Source organism: Candidatus Hydrogenedentota bacterium (assembly GCA_018005585.1).
Classification (GTDB): domain Bacteria; phylum Hydrogenedentota; class Hydrogenedentia; order Hydrogenedentales; family JAGMZX01; genus JAGMZX01.
The window spans coordinates 1-19,235 of sequence record JAGMZX010000056.1 but is presented as its reverse complement, the minus strand read 5'-3'; the positions used below and the strand labels follow the sequence as shown (position 1 = coordinate 19,235).

Below are 19,235 nucleotides of genomic sequence, written 5' to 3'. Positions count from 1 at the left end.
GCGGCGCCGCTCCGACTATCTTCGGTATGTCCAGGCTGTTGACTCGTACTTGGAGCAGGCCAGCTCCCGACATTCATCCATTTCGGACGGCAAGGGTTCCTCAAAGGCGGGCGCAGCGCCGAATGCTTCGCAGACTGCGGCATGGAGCGTGGCAGGCGGCAAAGGCAGTGCTGTGACAAACTGCGCGTGAGTTCGCCTGCCGCGATACGCCGGGCGGGCCAACGGCTCCTTCAGGAAGCGGTCCATGCGCGCCGTGTCCGCGCGATAGAGCAGCGTGCCGTGATGCAGGATGGCGCGGCGCCGTCGCCGCTGCGCGTTTCCGGAGACTTTCCGGCCGTGCAGCACGAGGTCGGAAATGCCCGCGGTTTCAAGGTGAATTCCGCGCCGCGCGAATGCACGAATGATCGCGCCAAGGATAAAGTCATAGGAAGGATGCAGCGAGGCGATCTCGGGCCGGCTCTCGGTGCGCAATGCGAGCGCGAAATTGAGGCAGCCCGGCCCCTGGAGGACGCAGCCGCCCGCGCTGCAGCGGCGGAGGATGGCGATGCCGTCCGTGCGGCAGCGGTCTTCGTAGACTTCTTCGTGCAGCGCCTGCGCCGTGCCGATGACGACGAAAGGCGCCGCGCTCTCCCAGAACCGCAGCGTGTCCGGGGCCGCATTGCGTTCGACGCTGTTCAACAAGGCTTCATCGAGCGCGAGATTCCGCGCCGGCGACGGCAGCGAGCAATCGAGCACGCGCATGGTTTGACGGGCCCTCACAGGCAGGCGCAGTTGAGGTCCTTTGCGGCTTTGACTTCGTCCAGCCTGCCGACGGGCGTGGTTACGGGCGCGGCGTGCAGCGAATCCGGGTCGCTGTCCACGCGCGCGGCGATTTCGAGCATGGCGTCGCAGAACGCGTCGAGCGTCTCCTTGCACTCGGACTCCGTCGGCTCGACCATCAGGCACTCCTTGACCGTAAGCGGGAAATAGACGGTGGGCGCGTGAAAGCCCTTGTCCAGTAACGCCTTCGCGATGTCCATGGCGCGCACGCCCTTCTCGGCCTGCCGCGCCGCCGTGAATACGCACTCGTGCATGCAACGCGTCTCGAATGCAGGCTGATACGCCTGACGCAGGCGCGCCTGGATGTAATTCGCGTTAAGCACTGCGTCGCGGCTCATGCCTCGCAGCCCTTCGCCGCCGTAATAGCGCAGGAATGCGTAGGCCCGCACGGCGATCAGGAAATTGCCGAAGAATGCGGCGACGCGCCCGATGGACTTGGGCGGGGCTTCGAGGGTATAGCGGTCGCCCTGTTTCACCACGCGCGGCCCCGGCAGAAAGGGAAGCAGCCGCTCGCCCACGCCGACGGGACCCGAACCGGGCCCTCCCCCGCCGTGCGGGGTGGCGAAGGTTTTGTGCAAGTTGAAATGCATGACGTCGAAACCGAGGTCGCCGGGGCGGCACTGGCCAACGATGGCGTTCAGGTTCGCGCCGTCATAATAGAGCAACGCGTCTTTCTCATGCGCCAGCCGCGCGATCTCGGACACCTGCGGTTCGAACAGGCCGTGCGTGTTCGGGCACGTCAACATGATGCCGGCCACGTTGTCCATGAGCGCGCCTTTCATGGCGTCGAAATCGACGAACCCCTTCGCGCACGACGGAACCTCGACCACGTTGAACCCCGCGATGACCGCGCTGGCGGGGTTTGTGCCGTGCGCGGAGTCCGGTATGAGAATCGTGTCCTTGTGCGTGTTGCCGCGGTCGCGGTGGTAGGCCGCGATGAGCAGCGCACCGGTCAATTCGCCGTGGGCGCCCGCGATGGGCTGGATGCTGGCCGCGCGCATTCCGCCGATCTCGGCCAGGAACCGTTCCAGGTCGTGTATGAGCGCATATGCGCCCTGTACGGCGCCCTCGTACTCGGGCACGTTCGCCAGATGCGGGTGCAATTGCGCGAAGCCGGGCAATGCGGCCACGACTTCGGCAATCTTGGGGTTGTACTTCATCGTGCAGGAACCGAGCGGATAGAAATGCGAATCGATTCCGAAATTGCGCTGCGACAGATGCGTGAAATGACGCACCACGTCAATCTCGGCCACTTCGGGCAGGAGCGCGGCCTCGCGGCGGCACAATTCGGCGGGCAGCGCGGCCTCCGGCACATCGAGGGCGTCGAAACGGACCGCGCGGCGGCCCGGGCAGGATTTCTCGTAGATTAGCTGCATGCGGCATGCTCCAATGCGGCGGCGAAGGCGTTCAGTTCCTCTCGGGTGCGTTTTTCCGTGACGGCGATGAGTAGGTCGTTCGGACCGCCGCGGTCAACGCACGCCAGGGGCAGCCCGGCGTGATATCCCTCCTGGCGCAGCCGCGCGACGGTCTCGCGCGCGTCGCGCGGCAGGCGCACCGCGAACTCGTTGAACGTCGGATGCTCGTTGAGCAGTCGCGTGAAAACGAGTTTCTTCTTCAGATACTCGGCTTTCGCGTGACAGGCCGCGGCGACCTCGCGCAGCCCCTCTTTCCCGAGCAGGCTCAGATGGATCAAGGCGCGCAACGCGCACAGCGCCTGGTTCGTGCAGATATTCGACGTGGCTTTCGCGCGGCGGATGTGCTGCTCGCGCGCCTGGAGCGTGAGTACGAAGCCGCGGCGGCCCTGCTGGTCCTGCGTCATGCCGGCAATACGCCCCGGCATCTTGCGCACGTGCTCTTTGCGCGTGGCCAAGATGCCAAGATACGGGCCGCCGAAACCGAGCGGCAGCCCAAGACTCTGGCCCTCCGCGACGGCGATGTCCGCGCCCATCTCGCCGGGCGTTTTCAGCAGCCCGAGCGAGACCGGGTACACGGAGAGCGTGAACAGCGCGCCAACCTCGTGACAGCGCGCGGCCAGCGGCGCGAAATCGGCGACATCGCCCAGAAACGCCGGGTTTTGCGCGATCACGCATGCGGCGTCCGCGGGGTCGTCTCCATCCAGGAGCTCCAGGCCGAGATTCGCGGCATGTGTATCGAGCATGGCGCGATAGGCCGGGTTCAACGACGGATGGCAGACGACGCGGCGCCGGCCCGTCACGCGCACGGCCATCGTGCTTGCCTCGAATATGGCCGTGCCGCCGTCGTAGAGCGAGGCGTTCGCGTAATCCATGCCGGTCAGGCGGCAGATGGCCGACTGATATTCGTAGATGGCCTGCAGCGTGCCCTGAGAGCACTCGGGTTGATACGGCGTGTACGCCGTGTAGAACTCGCTGCGGCCCTGCAACGCGTCCACGGCCGCCGGGATGTAATGGTCGTAGTAGCCGCCGCCCAGAAAACAGACCGGGCCGGCGTCGTTGCGAGCCGCAAGCTGTTCGAACAGACGGCGCACCTGCATCTCGGAAAGGCCCGGCGGCAGGCTCCACGACCTGAGCCGCGATTCCGGCGGGATGCTATCGAACAGCGCATCCGCCGTGCCGACGCCGATGGCCGCGAGCATCGCGGCGCGGTCGGCGTCCGTGTGGGGTACCCAGCTCATTCAATCCTCCAGTGTCGTCAGGAAGGCCTCGTACGCCGCAGCGTCCATCAACGCGTCCAGGTCGGACACTTTGACGTCCCGCAACTTGAAGAACCAGCCCTCGCCATAGGGGTCCTGATTCACCAGTTCGGGCCGGGCTTCGAGCGCCTCGTTGACAGCCGCGATGGTGCCTGCTACCGGCGCGAACACGTCGCTGGCCGCCTTGACCGACTCGACGACCGCCACCTCCTCTTCCGCGGCGACCTTGCGCCCGGCCTCCGGCAACTCGACATAGGTGACATCGCCCAGCTGTTCCTGCGCGTAGTCCGTGATGCCGGCGACATACAGGTCGCCGTCGCGCCCGATCCACTCGTGATCCTTGGTGTACTGCAGTTTCTTCGGGTCCATTGATTCATTCCTCATTTCGCCGAGTCCTTACGCTCACAATGACAATTACCGCAACCCGGGTCGTTATGGCGCTCCTCCAAGCGGCAGCAGGCTGCCGCGCTCCAACGCATCACACTTTCAAGCGGCATGTCCCATCCCTGTAGATGGGAATTTCCGTCGTGGTAACCGGCATCTCCCTGGGGCCGGCGGTCAACGCCACGCCGGGGCGCGCGTATGCGGGCGCGAGCGAGGCAAACCCGACGCCGCGGCCCACGCTCGGACCGTAGGTGCCGCTGGTCACGACGCCGGCCGTTTCGCCACCGTGCTTTACCTCGAATCCATGCCGCGGCGAACGCCGGTCCGCCGATACGATGGCGGTAAGCCGGTGATAGTCGTCCCGCGCGCGCTGGGCCTCGAGCACGGCCTTGCCATTGAATTCCTTGTCCCACTGGATGAAACGGCCCATGCCGCATTCGAGCGGGGTCTTGTCTTCCGACTCGTCTTCGCCGTACAGGGGATAGCCCACCTCGAGGCGCAGCGTGTCGCGCGCGCCCAAGCCGCACGGCGCGGCGCCGGGCTGTTCCAGCAAGGCGCGCCACAAGTCCACGGCCAGGTCGTTGTCGATATAGAGTTCATAGCCCAGTTCGCCCGTGTAACCCGCACGCGCCACAAGCACGGCGCGTCCCCGCCATTGCGTGCGTTGCGCGTTCCAGTACGCAAGCGGGGCGGCATCGGTCAGGCCGAGCGCGAGCAGCACATCCCGGGATTGCGGTCCCTGCACGTCGATTTTCGCCGTGGCGGCGGAGATATTGGCGGCCTTGACGCCGTATCGGGCAAACAGGGCCTCGACCGCGGCCACGGGCCCTGCATTGGTCACGAGGTACAGCGTTTCCTCGTCAAGGCGGACGCCGACGCAATCATCGACAATGCCCGCGCGGTCGTTCATCAAGGCACTGTAACGGCAACGGCCTATCTTGAGGTTGACAAAATCGGAGAAGACCAGCGCGTCGAGCGCGGCGATGGCTTCGCGGCCTTGAACCAGGAACTCGGACATGTGGGAACAGTCGAACAGACCCGCGCGCGACCGCGTGTGGAGATGTTCCTCGATGATGCCGCCGAATTGCACCGGGAGCGCCCAGCCGTGAAAGTCGACAACTTTGGCGCCCAGGCGCGCGTATTCGTCATGCAGAGGGGTTTTACGCATAACACACCCTCGGGAAGCGCACGCTTCCCCGCGTTATTTCCGGCCGCCTCCGCAGCGAGGAAGCCGGCGCCCAGGCGAGCGGCTTAACCAATCCCGCTGCTTCCCCGTGGTCCCTTCCACGTCCAATCGCCAGTAACAGCGGGTCCAAGAATGCGTTACTCTGCCATACGCGGGCGGCACGGCACAAATCGCGCTGGCAGAGATAAGCAGGATAGCTATCGTTGCGCGAAATCGCTGCGGCCTGCCCGCGCCCCCCATGAGTGCGAGCCCGAGACCGCGCCCGCCGCGATCAAGCCCTGCCCGAGGTAGTAGGTCGCATAACCGGATACGCTCAGCGCCAGCAGCGGCGAATCGCGCAGCAGGTGGTTCACCGCGATATGCGCGTCTGAAAGGACGAAAACAAGCGCGCCCGCCGCGACAAGCGGCGTTGTGGTCTCGTGCAGCATGGCCGCGCCCGCCATCGCGACGATGACAAGGCTGTAAGCGGTCACGGGCAAGACAAGACGCGTTTCGCCCGCGGCCGCGAGCCGCAATGCGACGAGAATAGTCAGCACAGCCACGGTTGCCGTTGTTGCCGCGGTCACGGCGAGGCGCGGCCCCGTAACGCGGCGGCGGAACGCGAACGCGGCAATATAGAAGACATGGCCCAGCAAGAATGCGCCAAGCCCGGCCAGGAACCAGTCGCGCGACGCGGAAGCGAGAAAGTAGTCGCCCCACGCGCCGCAGAAGAGTCCCAGCGCGATGCGCCAACCGTAATCGGGCCGCGACCATAAGGCCGCTGCCGCGACGAGGAGAAGCGTGGGCAACGCGCGCAGAAACGGCAGCATCGGCAGGGCCTCAACGACACACGCGGTCACGCTGTATATCGCCGCCGCACCGAACGCGGCGAACAGGGCGCGCTTGAGCGCGTCTGCGTCCCGGCATGCCGCCATGATGCGAGCTTACGGACGTTCGCCGCGCGCGAGCCGTGCGTTGATCGCGTCGAGGAGCGGCGGCACATCGGCAATCGAGTCGACAACGTAATGCGCGCCGGCCTGCGCCATGCGTTCATAGGCCCGACGGCGCTTTCGTTCGCGTGTTTCGGGGTCGAGTTGCGCCAGTTCCGCTTCGTTCAGCCCCAGTTCATTGCCGGTCATGGCAATGCCGATGCTCCACATGCCCGCGTTCAGGCCTTCATAGATGTCCGGCAACGTGTCGCCGGCCTTTACGACCGCCTCCATCGGGAAGATACGCAGCCGTTGGGCGTTTTCGAGGCACATCCACGGCTCGGGCCGGCCGGCGGGCACGTCCGTAGCGCAGACGGTCGCGTCCGGCGTGTAGCCGCGTTTCGTCGCTTCCGCGCAGAGCAGCTGCATCATTTCGCCCGTGTAGCCGGTAGTCGAGCCAACCTTCATGCCGCGTTTGCGGAAGTCCGCCACCACCTCGAGCGTGCCGGGGATCAAATCCGCGTAATCGGCGAGGCACTGCAACTGCAACGGCACGAACTCGGCAAACATCCGGTCCACGTCCTGTTCGGACGGGGGGCGGCCATGTGTCTCTTCCCAGAGGCGCCGCACCGCGTCAATCTGCGTGATCTTCTGGATGTGCACGCGCTTGTGCGCGCCCATCGGTTCGCGGGCCTGGTCCATGGTGATTGGCACGCCCTGGCGCTTGAAGACCTCGACGAAAACCACTGCCGGCGCATAGCACCCGTAATCCATGGTCGTGCCCGCCCAATCGAGCAGCACTGCCTTCAATGGGCCGCGGTAACTGCGCTGAAACACGAACTCCATAAATGCATTCCTCCTCGCCGCACGGCGTCCCGCCCGTGTATCAGGCGGTCTTTTCCACAAAGAACGGCTGGGTCCAGGCGGTATCGTCGCCCACACCGTAGCATTCCACACGCACATAGGTATGGGGGAAATCGTCCGGGACCGTATAGGAAATCGCGGGCCCTTCTTGTGTCGCCTGCAGGCGGCTCAGGTCCGCGAACACGCGGCACCGCTGAGCGTTGGCCGTTTCGACGGTAATCGTCGCGTTCTCGACGCGTATGGCCGTAATAGCGACGCCCGTGCTCGCATAGAAGCGGCCATCTCGAAGTGCGCGCACAATCGCTGCCGGAATGCGCGATTCGACCTGCGCCACATTCCAGGCTACGCCGCGTTCCACCGGCTTGTGACTGTCGTCGTTGGCAAAACCCCAGACGCGGCGGCCGGTGCTGAGCAGGCGGTCCCAACGGTCCGTTGCGATGGGGCTGCCCTCGGCGCGCCGGCACACGCCGTTGTAAATTTCGATGCCAAGATAATCGCGCCATTCGGTGAGCAAGCTGTGGTCGCAGTGATTGTAGTTTTCAAGCCAGTTTGGATGACACACGACACAGAAACCGCCGTCCACGTTGATCGCGTCGATCATGGCCTGGCGGTCTTCATCGGGGTCGATGTAGCGGTGGGCGTTCACGTGCAGCAGGTGCGGCCCATAGGCCGTGATTTCGTTGCCCGGTATGAGCACCATGCCGTGAGGGTCCAGGCCTTTCGTCTTGGTGAAGCAGTCATGGTCGCTGACCATGAGGAAATCGTAGCCGAGCGCGGCATACGTGGCCACGGATTCCTGCGGGCTGAGGTCGCCGTCGCTGTTCGTCGTATGGGTATGCAGGTTGCCTTTGAGCCAGGAGAACGGGCCGGTCATGTAGGGATGAGAGATGTGGACGGGCAATTCGTGCTTCCTCCCACTCGATTCAGGGCTTGGCCCAGAGTTGCAGGAACTCGCCAGCGTCCGCATCGAGCAACGCTTCGGGCCGGATAAGCTTCTTGACGATAGGGTCTGGGACCCGCGTCAGTTCGCCGGTCCCGGTGATGTGCGTCATCTGGCGCAACACCTTCTTGTTGTCGTCACATTCGTAATAGGTCCAGGCGTCGCCTTTGCCCGGCACATATTGGGCGCACTTGAAATACAGCATGGCGTTTCTCCGCGAAACCGTTCCGGAAGACGGGGCGTAGTATACCGGAGCGTGTGCCGCCATGCGAAGAAGCCGCGCCGTGTCGCGGCCGGGCAAGAAAAAAGGCCGGGAAACGGGGTTCCCGGCCATTCCCGGCGCCTGTCAGCGCGCCGCGCGCGCCGTCATCTTCTCGCGGACGCATAGAAGTCCGCCACCTTGTCCCAACGAACGACATTCCAGAACGCGGCGATGTAATCCGGGCGCCGGTTCTGGTACTTGAGGTAGTAGGCGTGTTCCCACACATCCAAACCCAGGATGGGGGTATGGCCTTGCATCAGGGGCGAATCCTGGTTCGCGGTGCTGTAGACCTGAAGCTTGCCCTCCCCGTTCACGACGAGCCAGGCCCAGCCGCTGCCGAAACGGGTGGCCGCGGCCTTGCTGAACGCGTCCTTGAACCCGTCCAGCGTGCCGAAAGCGTTGCCAATCGCGCTGGCAAGGCCGTTTCTCGGCTCGCCGCCTCCGTTCGGGCCCATGATCTGCCAGAACAGGGTGTGGTTGGCGTGGCCGCCGCCGTTGTTGATGACCACCTGCCGCTTGTCCTCGGGCACGTCCTGAACACTGCGCAAGAGGTCCTCGATGTTTTTTGCCGCGAGCGCGTCGATGCCCTCGACAGCCGCGTTGACATTGTTCACATAGGCCTGATGATGCTTCCCATGGTGGATTTCCATGGTCCGCGCGTCGATATGCGGTTCCAACGCATCAAAGGCATAGGGTAACGGAGGAAGTGTGTACGCCATAGTATGGTCTCCTTCATGTTATATTTGTCGTACCCTTGGCTGCCCGGCATGTCAGGCAGACGCGGCTCCTGTCGTTCCGCGAAGTCTGGGGAAGTTAACGGGGCATGTTCGCAGCACCCGTTGTTGATAAAACGATCCATTGCCGGTGAAAATTCCGTTCCCGGAAAGCGTTGCCGCGCCGGATTATGGAAATACCCGCCGGTTTGGGGTATTCTTCTATTCGGCGGAGATGGCGGAGATAATGAATCGGTGTCCCTCACAAAGGACGAGGACATGGCGGAAAAACGCAGGCCACTCTTTGTTGATGGCCGGCTAACGCCCGGCGAGGAGATGATCTGGTCTCCGGAGCTGAAATCTTTGCGGCGTGGCCGGCGCAATGCCCCGCGCACGGAGGTGTGCCGCCCGTGCCTCGTCTGGACGAAGCGGGCGCCGGGCGTGAAATTGGAGGGCGTGGTTCTGGACCTGAACCCGCGCGGCATGCGAATTCGCCTGCTCGAACAGTTGGAGACGGGCAGCGTCGTGGTGATACAGATGATGCGTGACGAGGAATTCAAGGTGCCGTTGTCGCAGTCTATCGAGGCGCGCGTAGTGCGCACGCAGCCGGGTTTTGGCGGTCTGGTGGACCATGGGGTGCAGGTCATGCTGAGGCCCATCCACCGGCCTGCGTCGGCTCCGATTACGATCCGCCGTTCGCGGCCGCGCCGGACGCCGCGCACGCGGATGCACACGCTGGATATTACGGTGGGAGACCGAGTTACCGGCAATTTGGGGAGACGCCGTGGCTAATCCAAAGATACTTGTGGTCGATGACGAGCCGGACGTGGTGATGCTGATCGAACGCACGCTGAAGGCGGAAGGTCTCGACGTAATCAGGGCATTTGACGGACTGGAGGCGCTCGACCTCGCTATCCGCGAGAAGCCCGACCTGATCCTGCTCGACATCATGATGCCGACGATGAGCGGCTACGAAGTGTGCGAACAGATCAAGGCCAACCCGGAAACCCAGCAGATTCCGGTGGTGTGTCTCTCTTCGGCGCACACGCCGGACGCGCGGGCGCACAGCCTGCATGTAGGCGCGCTCACATTCATCACGAAGCCTTTCTTGACGGCGGAACTGGTGGCGCAGGTCAAACGGCATCTGCGTCCGCAGGAATGATGCCGCGCAAGGGAGCAGGAGGCATGGCAGCCCGCGGCGCGCGCCGTGATGTCCCGTTCCGGGAACATCCGGAGGTCGTGAACTGCGCAAGAGGGAAATCGGCACGGTGACGTTGGCAAACCGCATTACACTGGCCCGGGTCTTCTGCATCCCGGTCTTTTGCGCTCTGGTGTACCTTTATTCGCCAGAACGCGAATGGCTGCGGTGGGCCGCATTTGCGCTGTACACGGCGGCGGCGCTTTCGGACATCCTGGACGGTTTTATCGCCCGCCGCTACCACCAGCACTCCCGGCTGGGCATGCGCCTGGACCCGCTTGCCGACAAGCTCATCGTGAATCTGGGTTTCGTTTTCATTGCGGCAAACCCGTATTTCTATGACGTGCTGCCGCGATGGTTCATGGCGTTTCCGGTGATTGTGCTGTCGCGGGACGTCTTCATCGTCGTGGGCGCCTTGTTGATCACGAGCCAGATGGGCCCGACGCAGTTCAGGCCGCGCGCCTTGGGCAAGGCCACGACCTGGGCGCACATGAGCGTGATCATCGCGGTCCTTTTGAAGCTGTCCCTCGCCTACTATCTCATTCTCATCGCGCTGATCTGCACGATCGCATCGTTCGCCGATTACTTCTATTCCGGGGCGCAGCTGGCGGCAAGCCGAAAGGCGGCGTGATGCCGAAGAAACGGAAGCTGCCGCTGGTGGCCATCATCGGCCGGCCGAACGTGGGCAAATCCACGCTCTTCAACCGTATCCTCGGCAAACAGCGCGCCATCGTCCATAATGTGGAAGGCATTACGCGAGACCGTTTCATCAGCGAGGCCGAGTGGGAAGGGCGCGCCTTCCGCGTAGTCGATACCGGGGGCATCATGGAAAACCCCGTTGACCCTGTATCGCAGAAGATGCAGGACCAGTTGCGCCTCGCGATGGCCGAGGCGCGCGTCCTGATCTTTATTGTCGATGGCCAATGCGAATTGACGAGGACCGATTACCAGATTCGCGACGACGTGCTGCGCGCGGGAAAGCCGATTGTGCTGGCCGTGAACAAGCTGGACAACGAAGACCTCGAGATGAGGCGGTTTGATTTCTTCGGCCTCGGCCTGGGCGAGCCGTACGCGATCTCGGCGGGGCACGGGCACGGCATCGGGCCTTTGCTCGATGCGGTGGCGGCGCATTTGCCGGAAACGCCGCCGCGGGAAACGGACGAGACGGAGGCGGCGCCGGCCGTCAAGGTCGCCGTCATCGGCAAGCCGAACGTTGGGAAATCTTCGTTCATCAATGCGATCCTGAACGAAGAGCGCACGATTGTGCATGAACAGCCCGGGACGACGCGGGACGCGATCGATATCGAGTTCTCGTGGAAAGGGAAAGAATATGTGCTCATCGACACGGCCGGGCTGCGGAAGAAGGCGGGTATCCGCGCGCCGGTCGAACACTTCAGCGTGAGCCGAACCCTGCGCGCGATCCGGCGCGCTGACGTTTGCCTGGTCATGATCGACGCGACGGAGGGCATGACGGAGCAGGACAAGCGGGTCATCGGCTATGTCTTGGAGCAGGGGGTCGGGATGGTGCTGGTGTGGACGAAGTGGGACCTGGTCGAAGAGCGAGCGGCGCGATTCAAGCAGATCGACGACGAAATCGAACTCAAGATGCCGCACATCAAGCATGCGCCTTACGTAACGGTCTCGAACGTGTCGCGCCAGCGCATTTTCACGGTGCTGGACTACGTGGACCGCGTCGCCGCCGGAACGGACCTCCGGATCAATACCGCGGAGCTCAATAAGTTCATGGAAGACATCCGTGCAAAGCATCCGGCTTCGACGGTAAAGGGGAAAGCAGCGAAGGTGCGTTATATCACGCAAGCGGGCGTGAAGCCGCCCACGTTCGTGTTGTTCGTGAACCGGAAAGACCTGTTTCATTTCAGCTACCTGCGCTTTATCGAGAATCAGCTTCGCGAGCGCTACGGTTTCGCGGGTGTTCCGATTAAACTGGAATTGCGGCAGGGGAATCCCGCTCCATGAATACGGTTTGGTGCGCGGCCGCAGTGGCCGTTTCGTATGTCCTGGGCTCCATTCCCACGGGGCTATGGCTTGGCCTGAGGCTGCGCGGCGTGGACATCCGCGAGCACGGCAGCCGGAACATCGGCGCGACGAACACGCTGCGCGTGCTGGGACGGGGGCTTGGCGCGCTCGCGCTTGCGGGCGACATGCTCAAGGGCGCCGTGCCCGTGTTGGCCGCCGCGCGTCTCGGTCTTTGGCCGCACCTGCCGCTGGCCTGCGGCGTTGCGGCCATTTTCGGCCATACCTTCAGCGTGTTCCTGAGGTTCCGGGGAGGCAAGGGCGTGGCCACTGGCGCGGGCGTCTTCCTGGCGCTGGCCTGGCTGCCTGCGTTGCTGGCGGGCCTCGTATTCGCCGCGGTGGTTGCGGCCACGCGCATGGTCAGCGCGGGTTCGTGCAGCGCGGCCATCGTCCTGGCCGTAGCCGCGCTGCTGCTGCCATACGGCTGGCCCGTGCGCGTCGCGGCCGTGCTAATCGCCGCGCTCGTCGTGTGGAAGCACCGCGCGAATATCCAGCGTATCCTGAAAGGCGAGGAAAGCCGCATCTCCTTCTCATCGAAGCGAGAAGCCGGGCCAAAATAGGTGATGGGACCGCAAGCAGGCGTGCCTCTCGAGGACCGTGCGTTTCGTGCCGTGGATTACGCCACGGCGCTTGCCGCCGCTTGCCTCGCTTTTCTCGTATACCTGCGGACTCTCGGGCCTACTGTCACGGGCGAAGACAGCGGCGAATTCATCACCGCCGCGTATGCGCTGGGCATCCCGCATCCGCCTGGATATCCTCTATGGTGTCTGCTTGCGCACGTGTTCACGTGGCTGCCTTTTGGCTCGATTGCCTGGCGCGTCAACCTGTCGTCCGCCTTCTTCGCATCGGCGACGGTATTTCTGCTGGCGCTGCTCGCGCTGCGGCTTACGCGCAACCGAGCGGCCGCTTTCGGAGCCTCGCTGGCGCTCGCCTTTTCGCAAGAGTTCTGGGAACAGGCTGTTGTTGCCGAAGTTTACGCGCTCAACGCGTTTCTGATTGCCCTGTGCGTTCTGCTGCTGTGGGAATGGCGCCGCACGCGCGGCGATCGCCGTCTGCTTGTCTTCGGGTTCGTCTACGGGCTCAGTCTTGCCAACCACAACACCATGATGCTGCTCGGGCCGGTCTTTGCGGGCTTCGTGCTCCGGGAAGACGGTTTCCGCATCGCCCGGCTGCGGGTCTACGCCGGTGCGGCCCTGTTCGCGTTGCTCGGCCTGTTTGTCTATGCGTATATGCCGCTGGCGTCGCTTGCCGACCCGCCCATGGACTGGGGCAATCCGGAAACGCTGCAGGGATTCTGGGACCACGCGACGCGCAAGCAGCTCAGCTTCATGTATTGGCAATATCCGCGCGACGCGGCGCGTTACCTGTGGCAACTTGCGGCATGTGCCGGCTTCTGGTGGCGGCAATTCGGCTGGCCTGTGACGCTCGCTGGGTTCGCGGGATGGTGCCTGTTGTGGCGGAGACGGCGGGCCGACGCGGTATTCACGATGACAGCGGCCGTCGTAGTGGTTGCCGGGTTCGCGCTGGTTCAGAACTTCAATTTCGACAAGGAATGGCTCGGCATCATGACCGTGTTCGGCATCCCCGCCTACATGATGACGGCTCTGTGGCTGTCAGAACTGCTGGCGCGGGTACGGTCCATAACCACAGCCGCGGCGGCGGTTCCTCTGCTTGCCGCGTGCGTGCTGACCCCGTTGTTCCTGCACTGGCGCGCGAACGACAAGTCTTCCTATTTTTGGACTCAAGACTATGCGCGCAATGTGCTTGAATCCATGGATCCCGGCGCGATTTACATTCCCGAGGCGGACCATGCGAGTTTTCCCGCCGTGTACGTGCAGGCGAGCGAAGGGGTGCGCCCGGACATCATCATCGGGCGCAAGTACGGCTATCTCTCCCTGGAGGTGCTGGCGGAAATCCCCGCGGATGACCGCCCCGCGGAATGGGGCGATAAGCCGCGCCGCCGGTACGAGCCCGGAATCTTCGGGGCGCTGCTGCGCCACACGGCCCGGCCCGTGTACTTCACCACGTTGCCGGCGCTGCCGCCACACTGGCGCGCACGGCAGGAAGGTCTGTTGTTCCGGGCCGTCCCGCTGGGCGCGCCGACGCCGGACAAGGACGTATGGGCCAGTTACCGCTGGCGCAACGGCCTGGACCCGGAACAGGCCCGGGGCGACGATACGGCGGAACTGATCCTCTATGAGTATCACCTTGCTCGGGCGCGCGAAAGGTTCAGGGAGGGTCTTCCGGAATCCGCGCTGGAGCACCTGGAAACCGGCCTGAACATCTACGGCCGGGAGGTGCAGACCTTGAACAATGCGGCCGTGCTGTGCGTGGCATTCGGCCGGCGGGGCGAAGCGGAGCGGTATTTGCGCGAAGCGCTGCTGCGCGAACCGGGTTGCGCTGTGGTTGAGGCGAACCTCAGGCGCCTTGAGGGGTCGGAGGAACGAACGGGAGCTGAGACTCGGGCGTACCCGCCGCCTGAGTGACCGCGAAGAAAAACGCGGGAGACAACAGCAGCGTTGTCTCCCGCGCGGAGCTTGAAAATCAGCGGTTACAGGACCTGCAGGTTGCTCTTCGTGCCGACCGGGACGCTGTCCATGCCCGTGGCTTCCGCTTCGAAACTCACCACCTTGAGCACGTTGGCTTGCTTGTAGTACAGGCCCGTGATGGTCACGTTCGCGCCTTGATACTGCTCGCCGACCAGCAGGGGTTCCGCCTGCTTCGTCGGCAGGTAATGCAGCGTCGTCCCTTCGAGGTCGGTCATCAGGTTGTTGTCCTTGTCCAGCGCGGCTACTACGCGCACGGCGTTCATCGTCGCATACGCGCTGTTTGCGCCGGCGACTTCCTCTTTCGCCAGTTCGCAGAGCACGCAGTAATTCACGCCTTCCACGACTACCTCGACCGGCTGTTCCGGGGCCGCCTGTTCCTGCGCCAGAACCGTCGTTACGCCATAGAGCGCCAAGGTCGCCACAGCCGCAATCGTCACTACCAACAGTTTTTTCATCGCAACATCTCCTTGATGTACAGGGTTCTTTCCCGGGAGCCTTACCCGGCGAGCGAATGTTTATGCAGACTCTCAGTATACCAATTGGACGCCTGCTGGTTCCACCTTATTCACCGCTGCGTCCATAGGACCACTCATGAGCCGCGTATGGTTTCGGGCGGGGATGCCGCTCCGCCGGCGAGACGGCGCAGGACGTCCGGCGCTTCGAACCAGAGCCACCACACATGCTCGATCAAGGCGGTAAGGCGGTTATGCGTCACCACTTCGGCCGGGGCAAACGCCGCGCGCCATGCGTCCGCCTGAGCGCCGCTGTCGCAGCCGGACAAATATACGAAAGCCAGATGCGGCCCCTTTGGCAGCGCCGCCGCGTCCTCCGGCGGGAACCACTGGCGGTCGAGCAGCATGCCGGATGCCTTGCCGTGGGAGCCGATGAATACAAAGCGGCCCTGCGCCAGCGCCGTCGCAAGGTTCTCACGCGTGAGTTTCAAGACCGACACGCTATCGTCGCCGAAGCTATCCAGTCCGGCGCACGTGACGGGGTAGAACGCCAGCGTGAACAACCAGCGCGGGTACCGGTCCACGTCTTCATAGAGCAAGTACACATCGGCGGGGCGGGAGTCATCGCGGGCCAGAGTGGAGGCGCGCACGGCCAGGACGGCCAGCGCCAGTATCAGGGCGTATACGGCAGTCTGGAAGATCGCCCCGGCGCCGGCAACCCGGTGCCGGCGCGCGAGAAACGCCACGCCCGGCAGCTCCCAAAACGAGCCAAACAGCGCGGAGCCGGCGCCGTAAGCCCAGAAAACGAGCCAGGCCAGCACGAACCAGCGAAACACCGTGAGCAACCACCCCTCGATGGAGGTGCCCTCATAGATTTCCCGCTTGTGCACGACCGCGTAAGAGAGCGCGCCCGCGCAAACCAGAAACAGCGCGGCGATGGCCATCGACAGCAGAAACAAGACCAGCGCCTGGCCGGCGTGACGGTCCACGAAGGGGCGGCCGAGCCGCCGCCTTAGCGCAAACCAGACCGGCGCCATGCCGAGGTAGGCGCAACACCCCAGCAGCCGGTCGCGCCAGTCCGCCGCGCGGATTCCGGAGGCAGGCCGGTGTTTGCCGCCGTTCGCATGTCCTGGATATTGCACGAGGACCGCCTTTCCACTGTGACCGGGAACTCGGGGCTGCCCATGCTTACCGTCCCGGGGTCTGCTCGCCAAGGGTTGCTCTCATGCCGGACAAGTTGAATACTTTTCCCTGGAATCGAGTATGATAAGCCAGCGATGGGGATACGAGGCAAGACGGACGGGGATGAGAACGGTGGTGGGGGAGTGTCTATCAGGGAAGGCTTGCCCCTTGAACTGCCGCATGACAGGTTCTTCTTGATAAGAGAGGCTGGCATGGTTTAACCTCAACTTGGGAGGATGAGCGCTGTGACAGACACGGATGTGCCCTTCCGAGAACAGGACGACATGCGGCTATGCCCAATCTGCCGCATGCCAATCAGCGTCTTGGCAACCAAGTGCCGTCACTGCGGCGGGGAAGTGGCCCGGCCCAGGCGCAAAGAGGCCAATCTGACTATCCAGGACCTCGGGGGGGACGCGCAACCGACCTATACGCCTTCGGGGGACGTGATCGAGGCGATCGAGGCCTTTCGGGCCGAGGTCATCTCCGGGCAGAAGGCCGACCTGCCCGGCAGCGAGCCGTCCGCCCTCGGCGGAGGTTCGGGGCTTCCGGAACTGGACGCGCGCAGCCGCGACCTGATGCAGTTCGCGCTGAGTTCCTCGACGGTCTCGAGCACGCCGCCGCCGCGTGTCGCGCAGCAACCCTCGGGTGCATCGCGGCTGTTGTTGGGGCTGGGCGTGGCCGTCGCGACGCTGCTTTGCCTCGTGTTTGTCTACAAGATAGTGGAGGGGCTGCGCAGCGATGATGTCGAGCAGAAGCCCACGTACCACAACCGGGCGCCGGAGATGATGGCGGCGAACGGCGGCGGCCTTGAAGTCTTGAAGGCCGCGTTGGACGCCGTGAATAATGCGCCCGGCCCGGAAAACGACCAGGTGCTGAACCAGTCGCGCGATTACTTTGTGAAGGAAATCGACGCGTTGCTGACTGCCGACCCATGGGACCCGGAACTGCTCCAGAAGGCGTCGCGGCTGACCAGTGAGGGCGTCATTCTGGACAATGACGCGCGCATCCGCGACATACGCCAGCAAGTGCTGGACGAAGTGGCCGCGTATTCCATGTTTCTCCAGGTGAACCCGGAACAGAATACGGTGGTCTACAAGAGGAGCGCGGAGGCCACCGAGGAGGAGGTGGTGGGCGTTGGAGACCTGCTCGGCGGTCGGTTCGAGGTGCTCAATGTCACCCCGCGCCAGGTACGTCTGGAGGATACGCGCCACGCGAGCCGCGGCGGCGGCCGCCTGCTCGTTTACTGGGTGGAACGGGGCCGCCTTACGCCTGCGGGATGACTTGGGCGTCCGGGCGGTGTTCCGCGCGGAATGGGCATGACGAGTCGGTTGGAGCCTCGCAAGAGGGTGGGGTGTATGTGTTAGAATAGGCGCCGTTCGCCTGGGCCGCGGATGAGGGGCGCGGGCAGCGCGTTTCCAACCAGCAAGAGGATGTCTGTACCATGGTGCGTTCAAGCAGACTTATTCTTCCCGCAATGTTCTTGGTGGCGTGTGTTTTCGGCTGCGCCCACAACGGCAAGGGCGTGGATGCGGAGCAGGTGGAAGTCACGGAGGCCTCTTCTGAGCGGGAGGAGGCGTTGAACGAGCTGGTCCGCCACACCATTGCTTCGGCTCAGCGCGGCCAGGATGAAGCGCGCGGGGACATCGTGTTCCGCCGCCCGTATTTCTTCAAGGAGTATAGCGTTTACCCTGACGGCGCGGACGAATTCGATGCGGATATCCGCGAGACGGAGTCGCGCACGGCTCCGGTCGTGGCCAATGTGACCTTGGAGAAGCAGCGGTTTGCCACGCGCCTGCACCGGAAACGGGCCGAAGCCGCGGCGGATGAGAACTTTCTGCGCGACACGGGCGTCGAAACGATGACGTTTGAATGGCGCGGCGGTCAATGGAAGCGCGTAGGCACGTTGTTTGTCGCGGAGAAGACGGAGGAATACGTCAACGGGGAATGGGTGCCGCCGCAAGAGGAAATCCAGCGCACTGTCGCCGAGGAAGAACGACCGGGTTGGTGGGGACGGACCTGGGGCAAGATTACGGGCGTTTTCTGACCCGGTTTCGGACGACCCCCCGGAACCGCTTGCGTTTCCGCCTGCGCGCGGGCGTTCTGGCGAAGCATGGCGCCCGTCCGCCCGAAATGGATAGGATGCCCCAATCCTATGTGGAGCACACGGATTCCTGAATATCTTGCCTGGCTGCTCGTAACGGCGGCGGCCGTGTTTGTCGTGTGCGCCACGCATGTCCAGTATCTCGGCGACACCGCGAACAGCCGCCTGGCCACGGCATGGGCGCTCGTGCATGAAGGCCGATGGTCCATCGACCCGCCTAACCCGTTTGAACCTGGCACCGTGGACAAGGTGGAAATCGACGGGCGTCTCTATTCGACCAAGCCGCCGGTCCTGCCGCTCCTGATGACCGGCGAGTACTGGGTCATGCATCGCGCGTTCGGCTGGGACCTCGCAAACCGGGAAGACGCGCGCCGCATCGTCCGGATCATGACGCTATCGCTCATCAGCAGCGGCTACGTGGCGGCGCTGGTCTTTTTCCTCTTGCTGGCGCGCTGGCACATCCAGAGTCCTCGCACGCGGCTGGCGGCGGTGTTCTCGCTCGCGGCGGGCACCGAGCTGTTGGGATTTGCCCCGCAAATCGATAATCACCTGCCTGCAGCGGGCGCGCTCATGGCGGCGTTATACTTCGCGCTGGGGTTGTGCTCGGGGCGGCTTGCCCCGGCGCCGCACCGGTTTGCCTTGTTCGGCCTGTGTGGCGGGCTCGTATTCACATTGGACATGCCGGTCACCATTTTCGTGGCCTTTGCAGGGCTGTACATGGTTGCGTGTTTTCCAAGACAGACCCTGTTCTGGACCAGTCTCGGCGTGGCTGCGCCGCTGGCCGTTCATTTCGGCGTGATGCTTGCTGTCACCGGCAGCCCGCTGCCGATCCAGAGCCGCCCGGACCTGTACCTGTACGAGGCCTCGTACTGGCGCAATCCCGGCGGCCTCGACGCGCTGAATGAACCAAAACTGACGTACTTGTTCCACTCGACTTTTGGCCGGTTCGGCAGTTTCACCCTGTTTCCCGTG

At 63.9% G+C, this 19,235-nt stretch carries 21 protein-coding genes; 9 read left to right on the top strand and 12 right to left on the bottom strand.

Going from position 1 to position 19,235, the window contains the following annotated elements:
* Positions 1-15: 15 nt before the first annotated feature.
* The 10 genes from KA184_11325 to KA184_11280 form a co-directional block, all read right to left on the bottom strand.
* Positions 16-741: a lipoate--protein ligase family protein gene (locus KA184_11325; protein MBP8130158.1), complete on the bottom strand. Its 726-nt coding sequence runs from the start codon at positions 739-741 to the stop codon at positions 16-18.
* Between the two features lie 14 nt (positions 742-755).
* Positions 756-2,195: an aminomethyl-transferring glycine dehydrogenase subunit GcvPB gene (gene gcvPB / locus KA184_11320; GenBank protein MBP8130157.1), complete on the bottom strand. Its 1,440-nt coding sequence runs from the start codon at positions 2,193-2,195 to the stop codon at positions 756-758.
* Positions 2,186-3,472 (bottom strand): aminomethyl-transferring glycine dehydrogenase subunit GcvPA, encoded by a 1,287-nt coding sequence (gene gcvPA / locus KA184_11315; protein ID MBP8130156.1) that lies wholly within the window; start codon positions 3,470-3,472, stop codon positions 2,186-2,188. Before gcvPA ends, gcvPB begins: the two co-directional genes overlap by 10 nt.
* Positions 3,473-3,859, bottom strand: a complete 387-nt coding sequence (gcvH, locus tag KA184_11310) for a glycine cleavage system protein GcvH (protein ID MBP8130155.1) — start codon at positions 3,857-3,859, stop codon at positions 3,473-3,475.
* A gap of 109 nt (positions 3,860-3,968) precedes the next feature.
* Positions 3,969-5,042, bottom strand: a complete 1,074-nt coding sequence (gcvT, locus tag KA184_11305; GenBank protein ID MBP8130154.1) for a glycine cleavage system aminomethyltransferase GcvT — start codon at positions 5,040-5,042, stop codon at positions 3,969-3,971.
* A gap of 215 nt (positions 5,043-5,257) precedes the next feature.
* Positions 5,258-5,974 carry a lysoplasmalogenase gene (locus KA184_11300; GenBank protein ID MBP8130153.1) on the bottom strand — a complete coding sequence of 239 codons (717 nt, stop codon included), beginning with the start codon at positions 5,972-5,974 and terminating at the stop codon, positions 5,258-5,260.
* Between the two features lie 9 nt (positions 5,975-5,983).
* Complete coding sequence (locus tag KA184_11295; protein ID MBP8130152.1) at positions 5,984-6,814, bottom strand: phosphonoacetaldehyde hydrolase; 831 nt, start codon at positions 6,812-6,814, stop codon at positions 5,984-5,986.
* A 40-nt stretch (positions 6,815-6,854) separates the two neighbouring features.
* Positions 6,855-7,733, bottom strand: coding sequence for a CehA/McbA family metallohydrolase (locus KA184_11290; GenBank protein ID MBP8130151.1), 879 nt, complete (start codon positions 7,731-7,733; stop codon positions 6,855-6,857).
* A 22-nt stretch (positions 7,734-7,755) separates the two neighbouring features.
* A complete protein-coding gene (locus tag KA184_11285) occupies positions 7,756-7,977 on the bottom strand; it encodes a hypothetical protein (GenBank protein ID MBP8130150.1) in 222 nt (73 codons plus the stop codon).
* 161 nt (positions 7,978-8,138) lie between these two features.
* A complete protein-coding gene (locus tag KA184_11280) occupies positions 8,139-8,753 on the bottom strand; it encodes a superoxide dismutase (protein MBP8130149.1) in 615 nt (204 codons plus the stop codon).
* 249 nt (positions 8,754-9,002) lie between these two features.
* Here KA184_11280 and KA184_11275 point away from each other — a divergent pair, with 249 nt between their 5' ends.
* From KA184_11275 to KA184_11250, 6 genes are all read left to right on the top strand, one after another.
* A complete protein-coding gene (locus tag KA184_11275) occupies positions 9,003-9,539 on the top strand; it encodes a PilZ domain-containing protein (protein ID MBP8130148.1) in 537 nt (178 codons plus the stop codon).
* Positions 9,532-9,909: a response regulator gene (locus KA184_11270; protein ID MBP8130147.1), complete on the top strand. Its 378-nt coding sequence runs from the start codon at positions 9,532-9,534 to the stop codon at positions 9,907-9,909. The genes KA184_11275 and KA184_11270 overlap by 8 nt, the downstream gene beginning before the upstream one ends.
* A 106-nt stretch (positions 9,910-10,015) precedes the next feature.
* The gene (locus KA184_11265) at positions 10,016-10,576 is read left to right on the top strand and encodes a CDP-alcohol phosphatidyltransferase family protein (GenBank protein MBP8130146.1); all 561 of its coding nucleotides are present in this window, start codon (positions 10,016-10,018) and stop codon (positions 10,574-10,576) included.
* Positions 10,576-11,922 (top strand): ribosome biogenesis GTPase Der, encoded by a 1,347-nt coding sequence (der, locus tag KA184_11260; GenBank protein MBP8130145.1) that lies wholly within the window; start codon positions 10,576-10,578, stop codon positions 11,920-11,922. The genes KA184_11265 and der overlap by 1 nt, the downstream gene beginning before the upstream one ends.
* On the top strand, positions 11,919-12,539 hold the full coding sequence (gene plsY, locus KA184_11255; protein MBP8130144.1) for a glycerol-3-phosphate 1-O-acyltransferase PlsY: 621 nt from the start codon (positions 11,919-11,921) through the stop codon (positions 12,537-12,539). The genes der and plsY overlap by 4 nt, the downstream gene beginning before the upstream one ends.
* A complete protein-coding gene (locus KA184_11250) occupies positions 12,540-14,465 on the top strand; it encodes a DUF2723 domain-containing protein (GenBank protein MBP8130143.1) in 1,926 nt (641 codons plus the stop codon).
* Positions 14,466-14,530: 65 nt separating this feature from the next.
* Here KA184_11250 and KA184_11245 read toward each other — a convergent pair whose 3' ends face one another.
* Positions 14,531-14,983 (bottom strand): hypothetical protein, encoded by a 453-nt coding sequence (locus tag KA184_11245; GenBank protein MBP8130142.1) that lies wholly within the window; start codon positions 14,981-14,983, stop codon positions 14,531-14,533.
* A gap of 134 nt (positions 14,984-15,117) precedes the next feature.
* Entirely contained in the window at positions 15,118-16,122 is a 1,005-nt protein-coding gene (locus KA184_11240; GenBank protein ID MBP8130141.1) for a hypothetical protein, read from the bottom strand.
* Between the two features lie 285 nt (positions 16,123-16,407).
* On the opposite strand from KA184_11240, the gene KA184_11235 reads away from it, so the two are divergent.
* The 3 genes from KA184_11235 to KA184_11225 form a co-directional block, all read left to right on the top strand.
* On the top strand, positions 16,408-17,442 hold the full coding sequence (locus tag KA184_11235; protein ID MBP8130140.1) for a hypothetical protein: 1,035 nt from the start codon (positions 16,408-16,410) through the stop codon (positions 17,440-17,442).
* A 161-nt stretch (positions 17,443-17,603) separates the two neighbouring features.
* Positions 17,604-18,206 carry a hypothetical protein gene (locus KA184_11230; protein MBP8130139.1) on the top strand — a complete coding sequence of 201 codons (603 nt, stop codon included), beginning with the start codon at positions 17,604-17,606 and terminating at the stop codon, positions 18,204-18,206.
* Between the two features lie 108 nt (positions 18,207-18,314).
* A partial coding sequence (locus KA184_11225) for a hypothetical protein (GenBank protein ID MBP8130138.1) occupies positions 18,315-19,235 on the top strand: 921 nt, incomplete at its 3' end.

Bases quoted from the DNA above. Each gene is read 5' to 3' on its own strand.
- gcvPA (MBP8130156.1), bottom strand. From the start codon at position 3,472: ATGAGCTGGGTACCCCACACGGACGCCGACCGCGCCGCGATGCTCGCG.
- KA184_11245 (MBP8130142.1), bottom strand. From the start codon at position 14,983: ATGAAAAAACTGTTGGTAGTGACGATTGCGGCTGTGGCGACCTTGGCG.
- plsY (MBP8130144.1), top strand. From the start codon at position 11,919: ATGAATACGGTTTGGTGCGCGGCCGCAGTGGCCGTTTCGTATGTCCTG.
- KA184_11300 (MBP8130153.1), bottom strand. From the start codon at position 5,974: ATGGCGGCATGCCGGGACGCAGACGCGCTCAAGCGCGCCCTGTTCGCC.
- der (MBP8130145.1), top strand. From the start codon at position 10,576: ATGCCGAAGAAACGGAAGCTGCCGCTGGTGGCCATCATCGGCCGGCCG.
- KA184_11285 (MBP8130150.1), bottom strand. From the start codon at position 7,977: ATGCTGTATTTCAAGTGCGCCCAATATGTGCCGGGCAAAGGCGACGCC.
- gcvT (MBP8130154.1), bottom strand. From the start codon at position 5,042: ATGCGTAAAACCCCTCTGCATGACGAATACGCGCGCCTGGGCGCCAAA.
- KA184_11295 (MBP8130152.1), bottom strand. From the start codon at position 6,814: ATGGAGTTCGTGTTTCAGCGCAGTTACCGCGGCCCATTGAAGGCAGTG.
- KA184_11230 (MBP8130139.1), top strand. From the start codon at position 17,604: ATGGTGCGTTCAAGCAGACTTATTCTTCCCGCAATGTTCTTGGTGGCG.
- gcvH (MBP8130155.1), bottom strand. From the start codon at position 3,859: ATGGACCCGAAGAAACTGCAGTACACCAAGGATCACGAGTGGATCGGG.
- gcvPB (MBP8130157.1), bottom strand. From the start codon at position 2,195: ATGCAGCTAATCTACGAGAAATCCTGCCCGGGCCGCCGCGCGGTCCGT.
- KA184_11280 (MBP8130149.1), bottom strand. From the start codon at position 8,753: ATGGCGTACACACTTCCTCCGTTACCCTATGCCTTTGATGCGTTGGAA.
- KA184_11325 (MBP8130158.1), bottom strand. From the start codon at position 741: ATGCGCGTGCTCGATTGCTCGCTGCCGTCGCCGGCGCGGAATCTCGCG.